Annotated in this window: 17 protein-coding genes and 1 pseudogene; 11 read left to right on the top strand and 7 right to left on the bottom strand. The window is 62.5% G+C overall.

The window, feature by feature from the left end:
• Nucleotides 1–8: 8 nt before the first annotated feature.
• A pseudogene (locus CRP40_RS11070) lies at nucleotides 9–310 on the bottom strand (metalloregulator ArsR/SmtB family transcription factor).
• 145 nt (nucleotides 311–455) lie between these two features.
• Here CRP40_RS11070 and CRP40_RS11065 point away from each other — a divergent pair.
• Nucleotides 456–1,052, top strand: a complete 597-nt coding sequence (locus CRP40_RS11065; protein ID WP_027914515.1) for an ACP phosphodiesterase — start codon at nucleotides 456–458, stop codon at nucleotides 1,050–1,052.
• A 14-nt stretch (nucleotides 1,053–1,066) separates the two neighbouring features.
• Here the strand turns inward: CRP40_RS11065 and CRP40_RS11060 are convergent, their stop codons facing one another.
• Together CRP40_RS11060 and CRP40_RS11055 are read right to left on the bottom strand one after the other, a co-directional pair.
• Nucleotides 1,067–1,858 carry a lysophospholipid acyltransferase family protein gene (locus CRP40_RS11060; protein WP_027914516.1) on the bottom strand — a complete coding sequence of 264 codons (792 nt, stop codon included), beginning with the start codon at nucleotides 1,856–1,858 and terminating at the stop codon, nucleotides 1,067–1,069.
• On the bottom strand, nucleotides 1,855–2,610 hold the full coding sequence (locus CRP40_RS11055; RefSeq protein WP_027914517.1) for a GNAT family N-acyltransferase: 756 nt from the start codon (nucleotides 2,608–2,610) through the stop codon (nucleotides 1,855–1,857). Before CRP40_RS11055 ends, CRP40_RS11060 begins: the two co-directional genes overlap by 4 nt.
• 206 nt (nucleotides 2,611–2,816) lie before the next feature.
• Between CRP40_RS11055 and CRP40_RS11050 the strand changes: the two genes are divergently transcribed.
• The 3 genes from CRP40_RS11050 to CRP40_RS11040 are packed head-to-tail and all read left to right on the top strand — an operon-like array spanning nucleotide 2,817 to nucleotide 5,187.
• Nucleotides 2,817–3,398 carry a YceI family protein gene (locus tag CRP40_RS11050; RefSeq protein WP_027914518.1) on the top strand — a complete coding sequence of 194 codons (582 nt, stop codon included), beginning with the start codon at nucleotides 2,817–2,819 and terminating at the stop codon, nucleotides 3,396–3,398.
• 1 nt (nucleotide 3,399) lies between these two features.
• On the top strand, nucleotides 3,400–4,557 hold the full coding sequence (locus CRP40_RS11045; protein ID WP_027914519.1) for a phosphatidylserine/phosphatidylglycerophosphate/cardiolipin synthase family protein: 1,158 nt from the start codon (nucleotides 3,400–3,402) through the stop codon (nucleotides 4,555–4,557).
• A gap of 51 nt (nucleotides 4,558–4,608) precedes the next feature.
• Nucleotides 4,609–5,187 carry a DJ-1/PfpI family protein gene (locus CRP40_RS11040; RefSeq protein ID WP_027914520.1) on the top strand — a complete coding sequence of 193 codons (579 nt, stop codon included), beginning with the start codon at nucleotides 4,609–4,611 and terminating at the stop codon, nucleotides 5,185–5,187.
• 25 nt (nucleotides 5,188–5,212) lie between these two features.
• Here the strand turns inward: CRP40_RS11040 and CRP40_RS11035 are convergent, their stop codons facing one another.
• Nucleotides 5,213–5,611, bottom strand: coding sequence for a nuclear transport factor 2 family protein (locus tag CRP40_RS11035; RefSeq protein WP_027914521.1), 399 nt, complete (start codon nucleotides 5,609–5,611; stop codon nucleotides 5,213–5,215).
• A gap of 115 nt (nucleotides 5,612–5,726) precedes the next feature.
• On the opposite strand from CRP40_RS11035, the gene CRP40_RS11030 reads away from it, so the two are divergent.
• Together CRP40_RS11030 and CRP40_RS11025 are read left to right on the top strand one after the other, a co-directional pair.
• Complete coding sequence (locus tag CRP40_RS11030) at nucleotides 5,727–6,317, top strand: GNAT family N-acetyltransferase (RefSeq protein WP_027914522.1); 591 nt, start codon at nucleotides 5,727–5,729, stop codon at nucleotides 6,315–6,317.
• Nucleotides 6,314–7,183, top strand: coding sequence for a carbon-nitrogen hydrolase family protein (locus tag CRP40_RS11025; protein WP_027914523.1), 870 nt, complete (start codon nucleotides 6,314–6,316; stop codon nucleotides 7,181–7,183). Before CRP40_RS11030 ends, CRP40_RS11025 begins: the two co-directional genes overlap by 4 nt.
• Nucleotides 7,184–7,289: 106 nt before the next feature.
• Here the strand turns inward: CRP40_RS11025 and CRP40_RS11020 are convergent, their stop codons facing one another.
• Complete coding sequence (locus CRP40_RS11020; RefSeq protein ID WP_027914524.1) at nucleotides 7,290–8,813, bottom strand: fumarate hydratase; 1,524 nt, start codon at nucleotides 8,811–8,813, stop codon at nucleotides 7,290–7,292.
• Nucleotides 8,814–9,093: 280 nt separating this feature from the next.
• Between CRP40_RS11020 and CRP40_RS11015 the strand changes: the two genes are divergently transcribed.
• Nucleotides 9,094–10,014 (top strand): iron-sulfur-binding ferredoxin reductase, encoded by a 921-nt coding sequence (locus tag CRP40_RS11015; protein ID WP_027914525.1) that lies wholly within the window; start codon nucleotides 9,094–9,096, stop codon nucleotides 10,012–10,014.
• 80 nt (nucleotides 10,015–10,094) lie between these two features.
• Here CRP40_RS11015 and pyk read toward each other — a convergent pair whose 3' ends face one another.
• Nucleotides 10,095–11,549, bottom strand: coding sequence for a pyruvate kinase (pyk, locus tag CRP40_RS11010; RefSeq protein ID WP_027914526.1), 1,455 nt, complete (start codon nucleotides 11,547–11,549; stop codon nucleotides 10,095–10,097).
• A 212-nt stretch (nucleotides 11,550–11,761) separates the two neighbouring features.
• On the opposite strand from pyk, the gene CRP40_RS11005 reads away from it, so the two are divergent.
• From CRP40_RS11005 to sbcB, 3 genes are all read left to right on the top strand, one after another.
• Complete coding sequence (locus tag CRP40_RS11005) at nucleotides 11,762–12,148, top strand: hypothetical protein (protein ID WP_027914527.1); 387 nt, start codon at nucleotides 11,762–11,764, stop codon at nucleotides 12,146–12,148.
• A gap of 115 nt (nucleotides 12,149–12,263) precedes the next feature.
• Complete coding sequence (locus CRP40_RS11000; RefSeq protein ID WP_033695024.1) at nucleotides 12,264–12,629, top strand: PilZ domain-containing protein; 366 nt, start codon at nucleotides 12,264–12,266, stop codon at nucleotides 12,627–12,629.
• Between the two features lie 160 nt (nucleotides 12,630–12,789).
• Nucleotides 12,790–14,223 carry an exodeoxyribonuclease I gene (gene sbcB, locus CRP40_RS10995; protein ID WP_027914529.1) on the top strand — a complete coding sequence of 478 codons (1,434 nt, stop codon included), beginning with the start codon at nucleotides 12,790–12,792 and terminating at the stop codon, nucleotides 14,221–14,223.
• A gap of 69 nt (nucleotides 14,224–14,292) precedes the next feature.
• Here sbcB and mvaT read toward each other — a convergent pair whose 3' ends face one another.
• Complete coding sequence (gene mvaT, locus CRP40_RS10990; RefSeq protein ID WP_023534419.1) at nucleotides 14,293–14,670, bottom strand: histone-like nucleoid-structuring protein MvaT; 378 nt, start codon at nucleotides 14,668–14,670, stop codon at nucleotides 14,293–14,295.
• A gap of 280 nt (nucleotides 14,671–14,950) precedes the next feature.
• On the opposite strand from mvaT, the gene purU reads away from it, so the two are divergent.
• The gene (gene purU, locus CRP40_RS10985) at nucleotides 14,951–15,802 is read left to right on the top strand and encodes a formyltetrahydrofolate deformylase (protein WP_027914530.1); all 852 of its coding nucleotides are present in this window, start codon (nucleotides 14,951–14,953) and stop codon (nucleotides 15,800–15,802) included.
• The last annotated feature ends 175 nt before the right edge of the window (nucleotides 15,803–15,977 follow it).

Raw genomic sequence — 15,977 nt, 5'->3', positions numbered from 1 at the left:
CCTGAAAGTCAAAGAGAGTCGCGCAATTGTTCGAGCAATGCTTCGATGATGACTTCGTTGCGCTTGAACAAGTGCCATTGGCCGATTTTCTGGCGGATGACCAGGCCTGCTCGCTGCAGGATCGCCAGGTGCGCCGACACAGTCGATTGGGACAACCCGCAGCGCCGCTCGATCTGCCGGCACAAACCCCTTGGTCAGTACTGTGGACCTGCTCGAGAAACTGGGCTGCCGGCGTTTTCAACCAGCCGAGTATTTCCCGCCTCACCGGGTGGGCGAGGGCTTTCATGATGTCGTCCAGGTCAAGCGGCATGGCTCATCTCGCAGCGGTGCATCGGGTCAGCGCGAACCCTACATCGTGATTTTGCGATATACAAAGATTCAAGTGTTCCGAGCGAGTAGCCAGACGATATATCGCTCGGCGGCGATATGTCCCGAGCAAGTGATAGACTGGCGCCATGAATTATCTTGCACACCTGCACCTGGGAGGGTCGGCTCCGCAGCAATTGCTGGGCAGCCTCTACGGGGACTTCGTCAAAGGTTCGCTGGAAGGGCGGTTCCCGCCGCAGCTCGAAGCGTCCATCCGACTGCATCGACACATCGACAGTTTCACCGACGCCCACCCTGTGGTGCTCGCTTCCCTGGCGCGCTTTGCGCGGGTGCGGCGGCGGTTTGCGGGGATCGCTCTGGACGTCTTTTTCGACCACTGCCTGGCGCGGCACTGGCCCGAGTATGGGCGCCAGCCGCTGCGTCAGTTCACCCAGGCGTTCTATCAGGTGCTGTTAGCCGAGCCCGCCCTGCCGGGCCGGTTGGCCCACATCGCGCCGTCCATGGCGCAGTCTGATTGGCTGGGCTCGTATGCTGACTTTGCCACGCTGGAGCAGGTGTTTGCCGGGATCGCCCGGCGCTTGTCGCGGCCTGAAGGCCTGGTAGGGGTCATGGACGAGCTTGATCGCCTGTACGTGCCGTTGCTCGATGATTTCCGCGAATTCTACCCGCTGGTACAAGCGTTCGCTGCCAGTCATCGGGCACAGGCCAGCCCGTGCGTTGATTGACGGATCTGCTGCATTCAGGCAGCAGTCGCACACTGCCTGCGAAGTGCCGGTGGCTCTGGTTTGCCGTAGAGCGCCTGATGGATCGAACGCTGGGCCTGGAGCCCCAGCAGCGTGCGGCCCTTGCCATGACTTGCCAGTGGCTCGAGCAGGTGAATCCGCACTCGACCGCGAGGTTGCGCGAGCAACCGCAGCAGGTGTGACAGCAGATCGTCATCTCCCACGAAGGGTGCAAAGGGGTCGATCTGGCCCCGCCGCTGGTATTGGATTGCCACCGGTTGCACGGCGATGCCCTGGTCGATGGCTGCCGCCAGCAGGCGCCCATGGAACGTCCCGAGCTGGTGCCCGTCGGTGGTAGTGCCTTCGGGAAACAGCAACAGGGGGTGACCTGTGACCAACCGCTGACCGATGTGCACGCGCAGCTGCTGGCCATCGCTGGCACCGCGCTTGATGAACAAGGTGCCTGCCTGCTCGGCTAACCACCCGGCAAGCGGCCAGTGCCGGACCTCGGCCTTGGACAGAAATGACACAGGGGCCAGCATGCCCAACAGGGGAATGTCGGTCCAGGACACATGGTTGCTGACCCACAGCATGGGGCTGCTCGGCAGCTTCCCCGTCACGCAGACGTCGAACGGCAGTGCTGCCACCAAGCGCCGCATGAACAGCCGTGTCCAGCGTTGCCGGCGCGCGAGCGACGCTTTGATGCCAAGGTGCCGCCCGATGACGAGCAGGCTGGCCATCAGCAGCCCCAGCGCCACCACCAGCAGCACGTGAGCCAGGCGCCCCACCTGCCGCAGACGGCCCCTCACACAGCGGCCTTGAAGTGACGGGCGTAGCGCGGGCACAGCGCCTCGCGCTTGAGCAGGATGAACACATCGGCGACCTGGAAGTCTTCATCCCAGCACGGTTCGCCACAGACCTTGGCGCCCAGGCGCATGTAGGCCTTGAGCAAGGCCGGCATCTGGGCGCCCACGTTATCCGGCAACGTCAGCGGTGGCAGCGGTTTGCGGGGTTCGGCACGCAGGTCCTGGGTGCACAGGTGGCGTTCGCGCAGGCGCTGCATGACCGCATGCGCCTGCACCCCGCCGTCCTGCATCGAGATGCTGGCGCAACCCATCAGGTAGCGATAACCGCCTTCGTTGAGTACTTCGGCCAGCTCACTCCAGAGCGTAGCAATGGTGCCGCCGTTGCGGTACGGCGCGGCCACGCAGGTGCGGCCCACTTCCAGGATAGGGCCCTGAAGTTGCAGCAGCCCCTGCAGGCGGAACCCTTCCTCGCTGTAGAAGCGACCCAGGCTGCTGGCCGCCTCGTGGTCGAGCAGGCGGGTGGTGGCCACCAGTCGTCCAGTGGTGACATCGCGTACGCCGATATGGCGGCAGTGCGCGTCAAATTCGTCCTGATCCAGGCCGTGCTCAGCGCCCTTGAACCTTGCCTCGAACGCTTCGCTGAAGACCTGATAGCGCAGGGCCTGGGCCTCCTGCAACGCGGCGTGACCCATCAGGCGCTCGGCGTGCAGGCGGTGTCCGGCGCAGGTGTCGGCAACATGAGCGATTCGCGTCATTACGAGTCTCCATAAAACCAGCCATGCAAAGGTGGCCGGTAGGCGTTTATGTGCACGTTCAGGCTAGAAACATGGGATGTCACGGCGATGAAGGTTCGATGATGCTTGCATGAACCGCCCGTTGGGCGTGGCGGCGAACGTGCTGGCGCTTGCTGTGCCAAAGACCTGCGCGGTAAGGTGAGCCGCCTGCATTTTCGAGACCCCTCATGCTGAAGTCACTCCGCCTATGGCCCGCACTGCTGCTTGCGTTGTGCCTGCCCGCACACGCCAATTGGCACCTTGATGGCGAGTCGTCTCGCCTGTCGTTCATCACCGGTACCAATGGCGAAGCGGCGCAGGTGCACCGCTTCCTGGTGCTGCATGGCACGGTGGACCGCAAAGGCGCCGCGAGCCTTCGTATCGAGATGGATTCGGTCAGCAGTGGCGTGCCGCTGCGTGATGAACGCATGCGTGACGCGTTGTTCGACGTCGCGCGGTTTGCCGAAGCGACCGTGCAGGCACAACTGGATCTGCGCCCGATCAACGACTTGGCCAACGGGGCGCAGATCGAACTGCGCCTGCCGCTGACGGTAACGTTGCACGGCCAGTCCCATCGTTACGAGGCCTTGCTGCTGGCCACTCGCCTGGACGAGCGGCGGTTTCAGGTCGTGACCTTGGAGCCTCTGGTGCTGCGCGCCGAGGATTTCGGCCTGATGCCAGGGCTGCAAGCCCTGCGCAAGTCCGCCAACCTTACGGCCATCAACCCGTCCGTACCGGTCAATGCGGTACTGATCTTCACTGCGCGCTGACATGCCGGGCCCGGTCTTCCCCTGGCGGGATGGCAACCAGTTCGAGCTGCTGATCGATGGGCCACACTTCTTTCCCCGCATGCTGTCGGCCATCGAGCATGCCCAGACGCAGGTAGACCTGGAGCTGTACCTGGTCGAGTCCGGGGCCTGCGCCGAGGCTGTGGTCCAGGCGCTGGAACAGACGGCCCGCCGCGGGGTGCGGGTGCGCTGCCTGTTCGATTATTACGGGTCGCTGGCCTTGAGCGCCAAGCTGCGGCAACGTCTGGTGGATGCCGGCGTGTACCTGCGCTGGTACAACCGGCTGCACTGGAAACGCGGGCTGCGCAACCTGTACCGCGACCATCGCAAGTTACTGGTGGTCGACGAGCAGTGGGCGGTGGTCGGCGGTACCGGGGTGACCGACGAGTTCTGGCAACCGGGCCAGCCCAGCAGCGAATGGCATGAGGTGATGGTGCTGATGCAAGGCCCGGTGGTGAGCGACTGGCAATTGCTGTTCGATCGCCAGTGGCAGGCCAACCATCGCCGCACGGCCTGGCGCCCTGCCGAGGGCTTCGGCCTGCCGCGCCTGCCCAAGGTGCCTGCGCAAGGGCAGGGCATGGGCCGGGTGGCGTACGCCGACGCCCGTCAGCATCAGGACATCCTGCATGCATTGGTGCGTGCCCTCAACAGCGGCAAGCAGCGCATTTGGCTGGCCACGCCTTATTTTCTGCCGACCTGGAGCGTACGCCGCTCGCTGCGCCGCGCAGCGGGCAAGGGCGTCGATGTGCGGTTGCTGCTCACCGGCCCGCGCACCGACCACCCTTCGGTACGGTATGCCGGCCACCGGTACTATCCACGCCTGCTGCGCGCCGGAGTGCGAATTTTCGAGTATCAGCCGTGCTTCCTGCACCTGAAGATGGTGGTGGTGGACGATTGGGTCAGCGTCGGCTCCTGCAACTTCGACCATTGGAACCTGCGCTTCAATCTGGAGGCCAATATAGAAGCGTTGGACCTGCCGCTGACGACCGCAGTGGTCGCCAGTTTCGAGCGCGATTTCGCCCTGAGCGAGGAAGTCGACCTCGCGCACTGGAATGCCAGGCCGTTCTGGCGCCGGGTCAAACAGCGCATCTGGGGATGGCTGGACCGGTTGGTGGCCAACGTGCTCGACCGGCGCGACTGAGCGCAGCTATCGTGCAATGACGGTTCACAGGCAATCGATGGAGTGGATGCGATGACGGCTAAGAAGATACTCATGCTGGTGGGCGATTACGTCGAAGACTACGAGGTCATGGTGCCCTTCCAGGCGCTGAGTATGGTCGGGCATACCGTGCACGCCGTGTGCCCGGAAAAGGTAGCGGGCCAGACCGTGCGCACGGCTATTCACGACTTCGAAGGCGACCAGACCTACAGCGAAAAGCCAGGGCACCAGTTTGCCCTGAATCAGGATTTCGTCAGGGCCCGTGCCGAAAGTTACGATGCCCTGGTGATCCCGGGCGGGCGGGCGCCTGAGTACCTGCGCCTGAACGAGAAAGTGCTCGACCTGGTGCGAGCGTTCGACCAAGCAGGCAAGCCCATCGCCGCCGTGTGCCACGGCGCCCAGTTGCTGGCCGCCGCCGGTGTGCTCAAAGGCCGGGAGTGCAGTGCGTACCCGGCCTGCGCTCCGGAGGTGCGCCTGGCAGGCGGCACCTATATCGACATTGCGGTGGACCAGGCCCATGTGGACGGCAACCTGGTCACCGCGCCCGCCTGGCCGGCACACCCTGCGTGGCTGGCGGCGTTTCTGAAGGTGTTGGGCACCCGTATCCTCTGACCCAACAGGCCGACCGGCCCGTGGGTCAGCCGACTTGCTCGACCCAGTCGTTGAGGTTGTAATAGTTGGTCACGCGGGCGATCTTGCCGCAGTGGATATAGAAGAACGCGCCGGCCGGCAGGACATAGGTCTGGCCGGTGGCCGCAGGCAGGCCTTCGTCATCGGCCACGTACTGGCCGTGCACGGTGAATTCCGCCGCTGCGCGGCTGCCATCGGCATTTTGCATCACCACGATGTCGGCAAGGCGCTCGCGGTAACACCGGTTCATCTTGTCCATGAAGGCGGCGAACCTGGCCTTGCCCATCTGCCGCTCACCCTGGTTGATGTCGTGAATTACATCCTCGCTGAGCAGGGCCAGAAACCCTGGCATGTCGCCTGCGTTGAAGGCAGCGTAGTAAGCGTTTACCAATTCGGTAGCGGTCATGGAACATTACCTGTCGTGTAGGGAAAAGGCGTGTCGTTGGCCTGGATGATAGGGTTTCCCCTCAAGCCCGGCTTAGCCGAGCGCGTCATCCACATCGACAAAACGACCGCCAAGCATGCAAATACGCCTACTGCACGGCGCCGCCATCGCGCCTTATATCGATGACCTCGCTCGTCTGCGCCTGACCGTGTTCCGCGAGTTCCCCTACCTCTACGACGGTTCGCCCGAGTACGAAGCCGACTACCTGGCCACCTATGCCCGTTCCGGTCGCAGCCTGGTGGTGCTGGCCGTGGATGAGGACAAGGTGGTGGGCGCGTCGACGGGCCTGCCCCTGGTCGACGTCGCGCCCGAGTTTCAGGAGCCGTTCGTGGCCCGGGGTCGCGACCCGGCCAGCGTCTACTATTTCGGCGAGTCCGTGGTTCTGCCGCAATACCGAGGGCAGGGGCTTGGGGTACGCTTTTTCATCGAACGCGAATCCTACGCCCATAAACTGGCCGAGTTCGATTACTGCGCGTTCTGCGCCGTGGAGCGGCCCGGTGTACATCCGCGCCGCCCAACCGATTACAAGCCCTTGCATGGGTTCTGGCGCAACCGTGGTTTTCTGCATGACCCGTCCCTGCGTACCCGGTATGCCTGGCGCGACCTGGACGAGCAGGAAAGCTCGGACAAACTCATGTCGTTCTGGCTCAAGGAACTGCCCTTTTGATCCGTGTCGCGGCCTGCCAGTATGCCATTGAGCTGCACGAAACCTGGGAGGCCTATGCCGACCACCTGCAAGGTTTGTGTGCAGAGGCGGTGGAGGCTGGCGCGCGTCTGTTGCTGCTGCCCGAGTATGCAGGGCTGGTACTCAGTGGGCAGCTGACACCCGAGCAGCGGGGGGACCTGAACGCTTCCATTGCAGGCATCCAGCCGTTGATCGAGCCGTGGAAGGCCTTGTGTGCGGGCCTGGCCAGGCGTTGGGGCATCTACCTGCAACCAGGCACGCTGCCGGTACTGGACAGCGACGGCGCCTACCGCAACCGCGCCTGGCTGTTTGGCCCCAAGGGTGTGCTAGGGCATCAGGACAAGCTGATGATGACCCGCTTCGAGCGGGAACAGTGGGGCATTGCCGCAGGCCAAGGGCTGACGGTCTTCGACACCGATCTGGGCCGTCTTGGCATCCTGGTCTGTTACGACAATGAGTTCCCGCTCTTGGCCCGTCGGTTGGCAGAACGTGGCGCCGACCTGATCCTGGCGCCGAGCTGCACCGACACCGAGGCCGGCTATCACCGTGTACGGATCGGGGCTCAAGCACGCGCGTTGGAGAACCAGCTGGCCGTGTTGCAGAGCCCGACCGTGGGGCTGGCCCCTTGGTCGCCGGCACTGGACGAGAACCTGGGCCGGGCAGGGCTGTTCGTGCCGCCTGATCGTGGCATGCCGGGGGATGGGGTGATGGCATTGAGCGAATCGCTCGACCCGCAGCGCAGCCGTTGGCTGATGTGTGACCTGGATCTGGAGGCCGTGCGCCGGGTCAGGCAGCAGGGGCAGGTATTCACACGCAGGGACTGGCCCGAACAATTCGAACGTCTTTGAACGCAACAGCGGCGGGCCCTGGCATCAAGGTCCGCCGCTGCAGGTTGGCTGCGCATTGACTGCGCACGCGAGCGGCCGGTGACAGCGCCGTCGCTGTTGCCTTGGGTTACTTCACTTCGACGGCCAGGCTCTGGGCGATCTTGTTCTGCCACAAGGCGGGGCCTGTGATGTGCACCGACTCACCGTTGCTGTCCACGGCCACGGTCACTGGCATGTCCTTGACCTCGAACTCGTAGATGGCCTCCATGCCCAGCTCGGCAAAGGCCAGGACCTTGGACTTGCGGATGGCTTGCGCGACCAGATAGGCGGCGCCACCTACGGCCATCAGGTAAACGGCCTTGTTGTCCTTGATCGCGTCGATGGCGGTCGGGCCGCGCTCGGACTTGCCGATCATGCCCAGCAGACCGGTCTGCTCCAGGATCTGGCGGGTGAACTTGTCCATGCGCGTGGCGGTGGTGGGGCCAGCAGGGCCGACCACTTCGTCGCCTACCGGGTCGACCGGACCAACGTAGTAGATGAAGCGGCCCTTGAGATCCACCGGCAGTGCTTCGCCGCGGTTGAGCATTTCGACCATGCGCTTGTGGGCGGCATCCCGGCCGGTCAGCATCTTGCCGTTGAGCAGGATGGTTTCACCCGGTTTCCAGCTGGCCACTTCTTCGGGCGTGATGCTGTCCAGGTTGACACGTCGGGCGCTTGGGCCAGCTTCCCAGACGATCTCGGGGTAGGCGTCCAGCGACGGCGCTTCCAGCTGCGCCGGGCCCGTGCCGTCGAGCACGAAGTGGGCGTGGCGAGTGGCCGCGCAGTTTGGGATCATGCACACCGGCAGCGAGGCGGCGTGGGTCGGGTAGTCCATGATCTTGACGTCGAGCACGGTGGTCAGGCCACCGAGGCCCTGGGCGCCGATGCCCAGCTGGTTGACCTTCTCGAACAGCTCCAGACGGATTTCTTCCAGGCGGTTCTGCGGGCCGCGTGCCTTGAGCTCATGGATGTCGATGGACTCCATGAGCACTTCCTTGGCCATGACCGCGGCTTTTTCGGCGGTGCCGCCGATGCCGATGCCCAGCATGCCAGGCGGGCACCAGCCAGCGCCCATGGTCGGAACGGTCTTGAGCACCCAGTCGACGATGGAGTCGGACGGGTTGAGCATGGCCATCTTGGACTTGTTTTCCGAACCGCCGCCCTTGGCTGCAACATTGACCTCGACCTTGTCGCCGGGGACGATGGAGTAGTGGATGACGGCCGGGGTGTTGTCCTTGGTGTTCTTGCGGGCGCCGGCCGGGTCGGCCAGGATCGATGCGCGCAGGACGTTTTCAGGCAGATTGTAGGCGCGGCGCACACCCTCGTTGATCATGTCGTCCACGCTCAAGGTGGCGCCGTCCCAGCGCACATCCATACCCACGCGCACGAACACGGTGACGATGCCGGTGTCCTGGCAGATAGGCCGGTGACCGGTGGCACACATGCGCGAGTTGATCAGGATCTGGGCGATGGAGTCGCGCGCAGCCGGCGACTCTTCGCGCAGGTAGGCCTCGTGCATGGCCTGGATGAAATCGACGGGGTGGTAGTACGAGATGAATTGCAGGGCGTCGGCAACGCTCTGAATCAGGTCGTCTTGCTTGATCACGGTCATGCAGCGCGCTCCTCTTAAAGACGGGAACATTCAGTGAGACGTTCGACGGAGCCGACCAGCCTGTCGAAACGCCTTGCAAAGGCGCGCCGACAGCCTGCCGACGCAAAAAAGGCGCGGCAGTATAGCGCGCCTGCCCCGGTGAAACACCTGCGAGTGGTCAGGACCATGGTCTGGCCGGTGGCCGGCATCCTTTTTGCTGCTCGGCACAGTACAGGGCATTAGAATCGACGGGCACGCGGTCGCGTCCATCGGCACAAGGGGTTTGAAGAGGTGAGTGAACATGCCCGAACTTAGCGTGGGCACGCGTTGTTGGACAGTGCCGACTGGCGCCAACTTGCTCGATGCCTTGAACGAGGCAGGGCTTGATGTGCCCTACAGCTGCCGTGCAGGGCGCTGCCATGCGTGCCTGGTACGGTGCGAGCACGGGTTGCCCCTCGATGCCCTGCCAGAAGCCCTGGCGTTGGACAGGCATGCCGTGGGCTGGCGCCTGGCCTGCCAGTGCCGCGTGGTAGAAGACTTGCGCGTGGACGTGTTCGATCCCTTGCGCGACGGCGTAGGCGGCGTTGTCAGCGAACTGGACTGGTTCGGTGATGTGTTGCGGTTGCGCCTGCGGACCGAGCGCAGCGTCCGCTACCAGCCAGGCCAACACGCGGTGCTCTGGTTGGGTGGGGTGGCGCGGCCTTATTCACTGGCCAGCCTGCCGGGTGAGGATGATTGCCTGGAGTTTCATATCGATTGCCATCGTCCCGGTGCTTTCTGTGACCAGGCACGGGCGCTGGGGGTGGGCGATGCGTTGCGCCTTGGCGAAGTCAGGGGTGGGGCATTGCATTACGACCTTGACTGGCAGGACCGGCCGTTATGGCTACTGGCTGCCGGTACCGGGCTTGCACCGCTATGGGGCATCGTGCGCGAAGCGTTGCGTCAAGGGCATCGGGGGGAGATCCGGTTGCTGCACGTGGCCCGCGACCGCGCAGGGCACTACCTGGCAGCACCGTTGCAGCAGTTGCCAGGTGTGAGCGTGGAACTGGTGGTGACAGCGCAGCTGGAGGAAACACTGGCGGCGCTGCGGCCTTCATCGAGACAGACCTTGGCCCTGCTGTGCGGCGCGCCCGCCAGCGTCGAACGGTTTGCCCGAAGGCTGTTCATCGCCGGCGTGCCGAGGGGGCAGGTGTTCGCAGACAGCTTTGTCGAGCACGTCTGAGCCGACGTGTCTGCAGTGCCTGCACAGGGCCGCTTGCTCACGGGGGAACGCGCGCGAAGCGACCCTGGCTCGTCAGCCGATCAGCCGACCAGCGGATCACCGACATGCAGGATCTTCATGCCGTTGGTCCCGCCGATGGTGTGGTAGCTGTCGCCCTTGGTGAGGATCACCCAGTCACCTTGCTCGACCAGCCCACGCTTGAGCAGCTCGTCCACGGCGGCCTGGCTGACCTTGTCGGCCGGCAGCGATGCCGGGTCGAAATCGATCGGGTACACACCCCGGAACATCGAGGCACGGGCCTGGGTAGCGCGGTGCGGAGACAGGGCGAAGATCGGTACGTGCGAGCGCAGGCGCGACATGATCAGCGGGGTATAACCGCTCTCGGTCAGGGCGATGATCGCCTTCACGCCTGGGAAGTGGTTAGCCGTGTACATGGCTGCCAGGGCGATGCTTTCGTCGCAGCGCTCGAACGTGGTGTGCAGGCGGTGGCTGGAGCGCTGGCTAGTTGGGTGTTTCTCGGCACCCAGGCAGATGCGCGCCATGGCCTGGACGGCTTCGATCGGGTATGAACCGGCGGCGCTTTCGGCCGACAGCATCACGGCGTCGGTGTTGTCGAGCACGGCGTTGGCCACGTCGGACACTTCGGCACGGGTCGGCATCGGGTTCTGGATCATCGACTCCATCATCTGGGTCGCGACGATCACTGCCTTGTTGTTGCGGCGGGCGTGCTGGATGATCTTTTTCTGAATGGCGATCAGCTCGGCGTCGCCGATTTCCACGCCCAGGTCACCACGGGCAACCATGACGGCGTCGGAGGCTGCGATGAGCTTGTCGAGGGTTTCGTCGTCGGCAACCGCTTCGGCGCGTTCGATCTTGGCCACCAGCCAAGCGCTGCCACCAGACTCGTCACGCAGCTTGCGGGCGTATTCCATGTCGCTGGCGTCACGCGGGAAGGACACGGCCAGGTAGTCCAGGTCCATCTCGGCAGCCAGCTTGATGTCGGCCTTGTCCTTCTCGGTCAGGGCCGGTGCAGTCAGGCCGCCACCTTTGCGGTTGATGCCCTTGTGGTCCGACAGCGGTCCACCGATGATCACCACGCAGTGCAGGGCGTCGGCGGTCGCGGTTTCGACGCGCATGACCACGCGGCCATCGTCGAGCAGCAGTTCGTCGCCAACGCCACAGTCCTTGACCAGGTCGGGGTAGTCGATACCGACGATGTCCTGGTTGCCTTCGGTCAGCGGATGAGCGGTCGAGAAGGTGAAGGTGTCACCGACTTTCAGTTCGATGCGCTTGTTGGCGAACTTGGCGATGCGGATCTTCGGACCCTGCAGGTCGCCGAGCAAGGCCACGTGACGGCCATTCTTGGCAGCGATTTCACGGATCAGGCGGGCGCGTGCCTTGTGCTCGTCCGGAGTGCCATGAGAGAAGTTCAGGCGAGCCACGTCCAGGCCGGCGAGGATCAACTGTTCGATCACTTCCGGCGAATTGCTGGCGGGGCCAAGGGTGGCGACGATTTTGGTACGGCGGATGGTCATGCACAGACTCCTATAGTGAAGCGCAGCGAGAGGCTACTCCTGAATCGGGCTGTAGTCATCGTTAGGTTGCACTACCTGGCTTTGGAAAACTGTGCAGGTGACAGTCGCGCGCATTTGCTGGCTGGCGTGGTCGGGCCACTGCACGCGATACGTGCCGACCGTTGAAGAATCCGATGGGCCGGCCGATACGCTCTTCAGCAAAGGAGACTCCCATGCGCATGCTGATCGTTTTAGCCCTCGCGGCCAGTGCCGTCGGGTGTACCCGCTGGTCCATGGACCACCATCTCAACAATGCCTACCGCGCTTATGATCGCGGTGATTGCCAGCGGGTAATGTTGGAGCTGTCCCAGGTCGACCGCACCAGCCGCGCCCGGCCTTTCATCCACCCGGAAGTGGCGTTGCTGCGCGGGCAGTGCCTGGAGCGGCAAGCGTTGTACGTGGATGCCGCACAGACCTACCAGTACCTGATCCAGCGCTATCCGGGCAATGAATATGCCTACCGTGCCCAGGCGCGTCTGCAAACATTGGAGAAGCTGGGTCATTACCGGGGTGGCGAGCCGGCCGTGACCAGGCCAGCGCCGAGCGTACCTTGGCGCTAATGCCAAGGTGTGCTGTATTGACGGGGAGATTTGTCGCAGCGTGCGCTAACCTGTAACTCAACTGATACAACAACCGCCAGTACCAGGCGTTCCTGGCATCGCGGACGGACTGACCTTGACGCTATTCAATAAACGACATATCGACCGCCACCAGTTGCCTTTTGTCCTGAAGGTATTCAATCGCTTCAATGGGCAGGAGATGGGCCAGCTGGGCAATGCCTCTGAAAACGGCATGATGCTGATCAGCGAGCTGCCGGTCATGGTGGGCCCCGATTACGAATTGCAGTTGCGCCTGCCGTTGACGGGGGGTGGGCATCAGTTCGTCAACCTTACGGCCAGTTGTCTGTGGTGCCGCGAGGACCAGACGCCTGGGTACTACGATTCGGGCTTCATGTTGTTGCAGGCGCCTCGCGAATACGACGACTTTGTGCGCTCCTTGCAGGAGTACTTCAGTTTTCGCGCCTCCTCTACCTCGGTTTGACAGGTCGGTATTGCCGATTGCTGACGCCCGTCCATGAGATCGGTCCGGGTCAGTAGGGGCTGTGTAGCACGGCCTACTGGCCCCAAGTCGCTTCATTGGCCCGACGTCAGGCCCGGCTCAACGCGTTAGAATCAGGGCGAACCTGCAACAGGACGGCCCTGTGACTTCAAGCATTTTCTGGCATGACTACGAAACCACCGGCATCAACCCGCGCTGCGACCGGCCCGTGCAGATGGCAGGGGTGCGTACTGACCTCGACCTGAATGAAATCGCCGAACCGATCAACCTCTATTGCCGCTTGTCGGATGACATATTGCCGCATCCTGCTGCCTGCCTGGTGACGGGCGTCACGCCGCAACAGTTGGCCGAAAAAGGACTCGGCGAGGCCGAGTTCATGGCGCGCGTGCATGCCGAACTGGCGCAACCCGGTACCTGCGGTGCCGGCTACAACACGCTGCGTTTCGACGACGAAGTCACGCGCTACAGCCTATACCGCAACTTCTTCGACCCTTACGCACGCGAGTGGCAGGGCGGTAACAGTCGCTGGGACCTGATCGATATCGTCAGGACCGCGTTCGCGTTGCGTCCCGATGGCATTCAATGGCCCCAGCAGGAAGGGCGCATCAGTCTGCGCCTTGAGTTGTTGAGCAAGGCCAACGGCCTCGAACATGGCCACGCACACGAGGCACTCTCCGATGTTCGGGCGACCATTGCCCTTGCCCGGCTGATACGCGAGAAGCAGCCAAAGTTGTACGACTGGTTGTTTCAGCTTCGCAGCAAGCACAAGGTCATGGAGCAGATACGGCTGCTGCAGCCGATGGTGCATATTTCTGGACGTTTCAGTGCTGCGCGTCATTACTTGGGCGTCGTGTTGCCTTTGGCCTGGCACCCTAAAAACCGCAATGCATTGATTGTTTGCGATCTGCATCAGCAAACCCTGCCGCTGATTGAAGAGCGCGCCGAAACTTTGCGCCAGCGGCTCTATACCCGTCGAGAAGCCCTTGGCGAAGGCGAGCTCCCTGTACCGCTCAAACTCATCCAGATCAACCGCTGCCCGGTGGTGGCGCCCCTTTCTGTATTACGACCGGCTGATCAAGCGCGTCTGGGGATTGACCTGGACGCATTACAACGACGCGCCGAGGCATTGGTCCGTCAACAGGATCAATGGCAGGAAAAACTGGCACCTATTTATACGCAAGACGGTTTTGCGGCCAGTGACGATCCTGAACAGCAATTGTATGAGCGGTTTCTCGGCGAGCGTGACCGGCGGTTATGCGATCAAGTGCGTTCGCTGTCGCCCGCCCAGTTGGGCGCCGGGCAGTGGATGTTCGATGATCCACGCTTGGCCGAATTGCTCTTTCGTTACCGTGCACGTAACTTTCCCGACACCTTGAACGATGAAGACAGGGCGCGATGGCAGGATTTTTGTAGGCAACGTCTGACTGACCCCCGCTGGGGTGCGCCCAATACCCTGGGTGATTTCGCCCAGGCCCTGGCCGCAGCCTGGCCTGGCGCGGGTGAAGCAGGACAGCAAGTGCTGACAGCCTGGCAACTGCATGCCAACGCGTTGCAAACGAGGTTTGCCGTCAATTGAAAGCCCATAAAAAAACGCCGGTTATTAACCGGCGTTTTTTACGTATATCAAATAGCGAGCAATGGACAATCAGTCCAGCAGGGTTGCCCAGCTTTCTACCTCGTCACCGCCCCATTGAGCTTTCCACTCTTTCAGGGTTTTGTGGTTGCCACCTTTGGTTTCGATGACTTCACCGTTGTGCGGGTTTTTGTATTGCTTGACCTTGCGCGCGCGTTTGGTGCCAGTGGTTTTCACGGCGCCACGCGGCAGTTTGCTCATCTTGGCATCAGGGTCGAGCAGGGCAATGATGTCACGCAGCGACTTGGAATATTCGCCCATCAGGGTGCGCAGTTTGCCTTCGAACTCCAGTTCTTTTTTCAGCTTGTCATCCTGAGACAGGTTGGCCAGGCGGGCCTGAAGTTCCTTGATGGCTTCTTCGGTAGCACGGTACTCGTTGATCAGGGACATGGAGTGTTCCTTAATGCGTGTTCGGAAATGTGTGGAGCAATAGTAAACAGGCAATTCTCGCAAGTAAACATATGATTGATGTATTAACAGTTGATTAGCTGTGACAGTAATTCTCCACGTGAACAAAAATTTACATAGGTTGCCGTTTCGTCCATAAACCTTGTCGGAAGATTCCCGCCTGATAGGCACAGCGACCCTATGCAGCACGTCGCAATCATTACTGCGTTTTTCTCAGCGTGCCGCTAGAATAAGCGCCTTTGCGAGTTCTGGAGTCTTATTCATGCGCACCTACCGTCTGGTGATCGCTTGCCCCGACCGTGTCGGCATCGTGGCGAAAGTCAGTAATTTCCTGGCCTTGTACAACGGCTGGATCACCGAAGCCAGCCATCACTCCGACGAGCAGACTGGCTGGTTCTTCATGCGTCATGAAATTCGCGCCGAGTCGCTGCCCTTCGGTATCGAGGCGTTCCGCGAAGCGTTCGCGCCCATCGCCGAAGAGTTCTCCATGACCTGGCGCGTGACCGATTCTGCCCAGAAAAAGCGCGTCGTGCTGATGGCCAGCCGCGAATCCCACTGCCTGGCCGACCTGCTGCACCGCTGGCACAGCGATGAGCTCGATTGCGACATTCCCTGCGTCATTTCCAACCACGACGACCTGCGCAGCATGGTCGAGTGGCACGGTATTCCGTTCTTCCACGTTCCAGTAGACCCCAAGGATAAAGCCCCGGCGTTTGCCGAGGTGTCACGCCTGGTGCAGGAACACGCAGCCGATGTGGTCGTGCTGGCGCGGTACATGCAAATTCTGCCGCCGCAACTCTGCCAGGACTATGCTGAGAAGGTCATCAACATCCACCATAGCTTCCTGCCATCGTTCGTCGGCGCCAAGCCGTACCATCAGGCGGCGCTGCGTGGCGTAAAGCTGATCGGTGCGACCTGCCACTACGTGACCGAAGAGCTGGACGCCGGCCCCATCATCGAGCAGGACGTGGTGCGGGTTACCCATGCCGACAGCATCGAGGACATGGTCCGCTTCGGGCGCGACGTGGAGAAAATGGTGCTGGCCCGCGGCCTGCGCTATCACCTGGAAGACCGGGTTCTGGTGCACGGCAACAAGACAGTGGTGTTCGACTGATAGCAGGGCTGCTATCAAGCCTCTTGAGCAACGTGAGGATCGACCAATGGGACGGCGCGGTACGCCTACAGCCTCTCCACCCCCTGTAGTGGGCCAGGGTTGCCTGGCCCGCTACGATCCAGACGCGTTGCAGGACACCGACGGCACCGACTTCCCCGGTGCCGCTGCGCTTTGG

It is taken from the genome of Pseudomonas sp. URMO17WK12:I9 (assembly GCF_900230165.1).
In the GTDB taxonomy this organism is placed as follows: Bacteria; Pseudomonadota; Gammaproteobacteria; order Pseudomonadales; family Pseudomonadaceae; genus Aquipseudomonas; species Aquipseudomonas fulva.
The sequence above is the reverse complement of the archived record's forward strand: the minus strand, read 5'-3'. Positions and strand labels throughout refer to the sequence as shown.

What these genes read in the sequence shown, in the direction of transcription:
- CRP40_RS11065 (WP_027914515.1), top strand. Translation starts at nt 456, where the DNA reads ATGAATTATCTTGCACACCTGCACCTGGGAGGGTCGGCTCCGCAGCAA.
- CRP40_RS11040 (WP_027914520.1), top strand. Translation starts at nt 4,609, where the DNA reads ATGACGGCTAAGAAGATACTCATGCTGGTGGGCGATTACGTCGAAGAC.
- CRP40_RS11035 (WP_027914521.1), bottom strand. Translation starts at nt 5,611, where the DNA reads ATGACCGCTACCGAATTGGTAAACGCTTACTACGCTGCCTTCAACGCA.
- purU (WP_027914530.1), top strand. Translation starts at nt 14,951, where the DNA reads ATGCGCACCTACCGTCTGGTGATCGCTTGCCCCGACCGTGTCGGCATC.
- CRP40_RS11015 (WP_027914525.1), top strand. Translation starts at nt 9,094, where the DNA reads ATGCCCGAACTTAGCGTGGGCACGCGTTGTTGGACAGTGCCGACTGGC.
- CRP40_RS11020 (WP_027914524.1), bottom strand. Translation starts at nt 8,813, where the DNA reads ATGACCGTGATCAAGCAAGACGACCTGATTCAGAGCGTTGCCGACGCC.
- CRP40_RS11055 (WP_027914517.1), bottom strand. Translation starts at nt 2,610, where the DNA reads ATGACGCGAATCGCTCATGTTGCCGACACCTGCGCCGGACACCGCCTG.
- mvaT (WP_023534419.1), bottom strand. Translation starts at nt 14,670, where the DNA reads ATGTCCCTGATCAACGAGTACCGTGCTACCGAAGAAGCCATCAAGGAA.
- CRP40_RS11030 (WP_027914522.1), top strand. Translation starts at nt 5,727, where the DNA reads ATGCAAATACGCCTACTGCACGGCGCCGCCATCGCGCCTTATATCGAT.
- CRP40_RS11045 (WP_027914519.1), top strand. Translation starts at nt 3,400, where the DNA reads ATGCCGGGCCCGGTCTTCCCCTGGCGGGATGGCAACCAGTTCGAGCTG.
- CRP40_RS11005 (WP_027914527.1), top strand. Translation starts at nt 11,762, where the DNA reads ATGCGCATGCTGATCGTTTTAGCCCTCGCGGCCAGTGCCGTCGGGTGT.
- pyk (WP_027914526.1), bottom strand. Translation starts at nt 11,549, where the DNA reads ATGACCATCCGCCGTACCAAAATCGTCGCCACCCTTGGCCCCGCCAGC.
- CRP40_RS11050 (WP_027914518.1), top strand. Translation starts at nt 2,817, where the DNA reads ATGCTGAAGTCACTCCGCCTATGGCCCGCACTGCTGCTTGCGTTGTGC.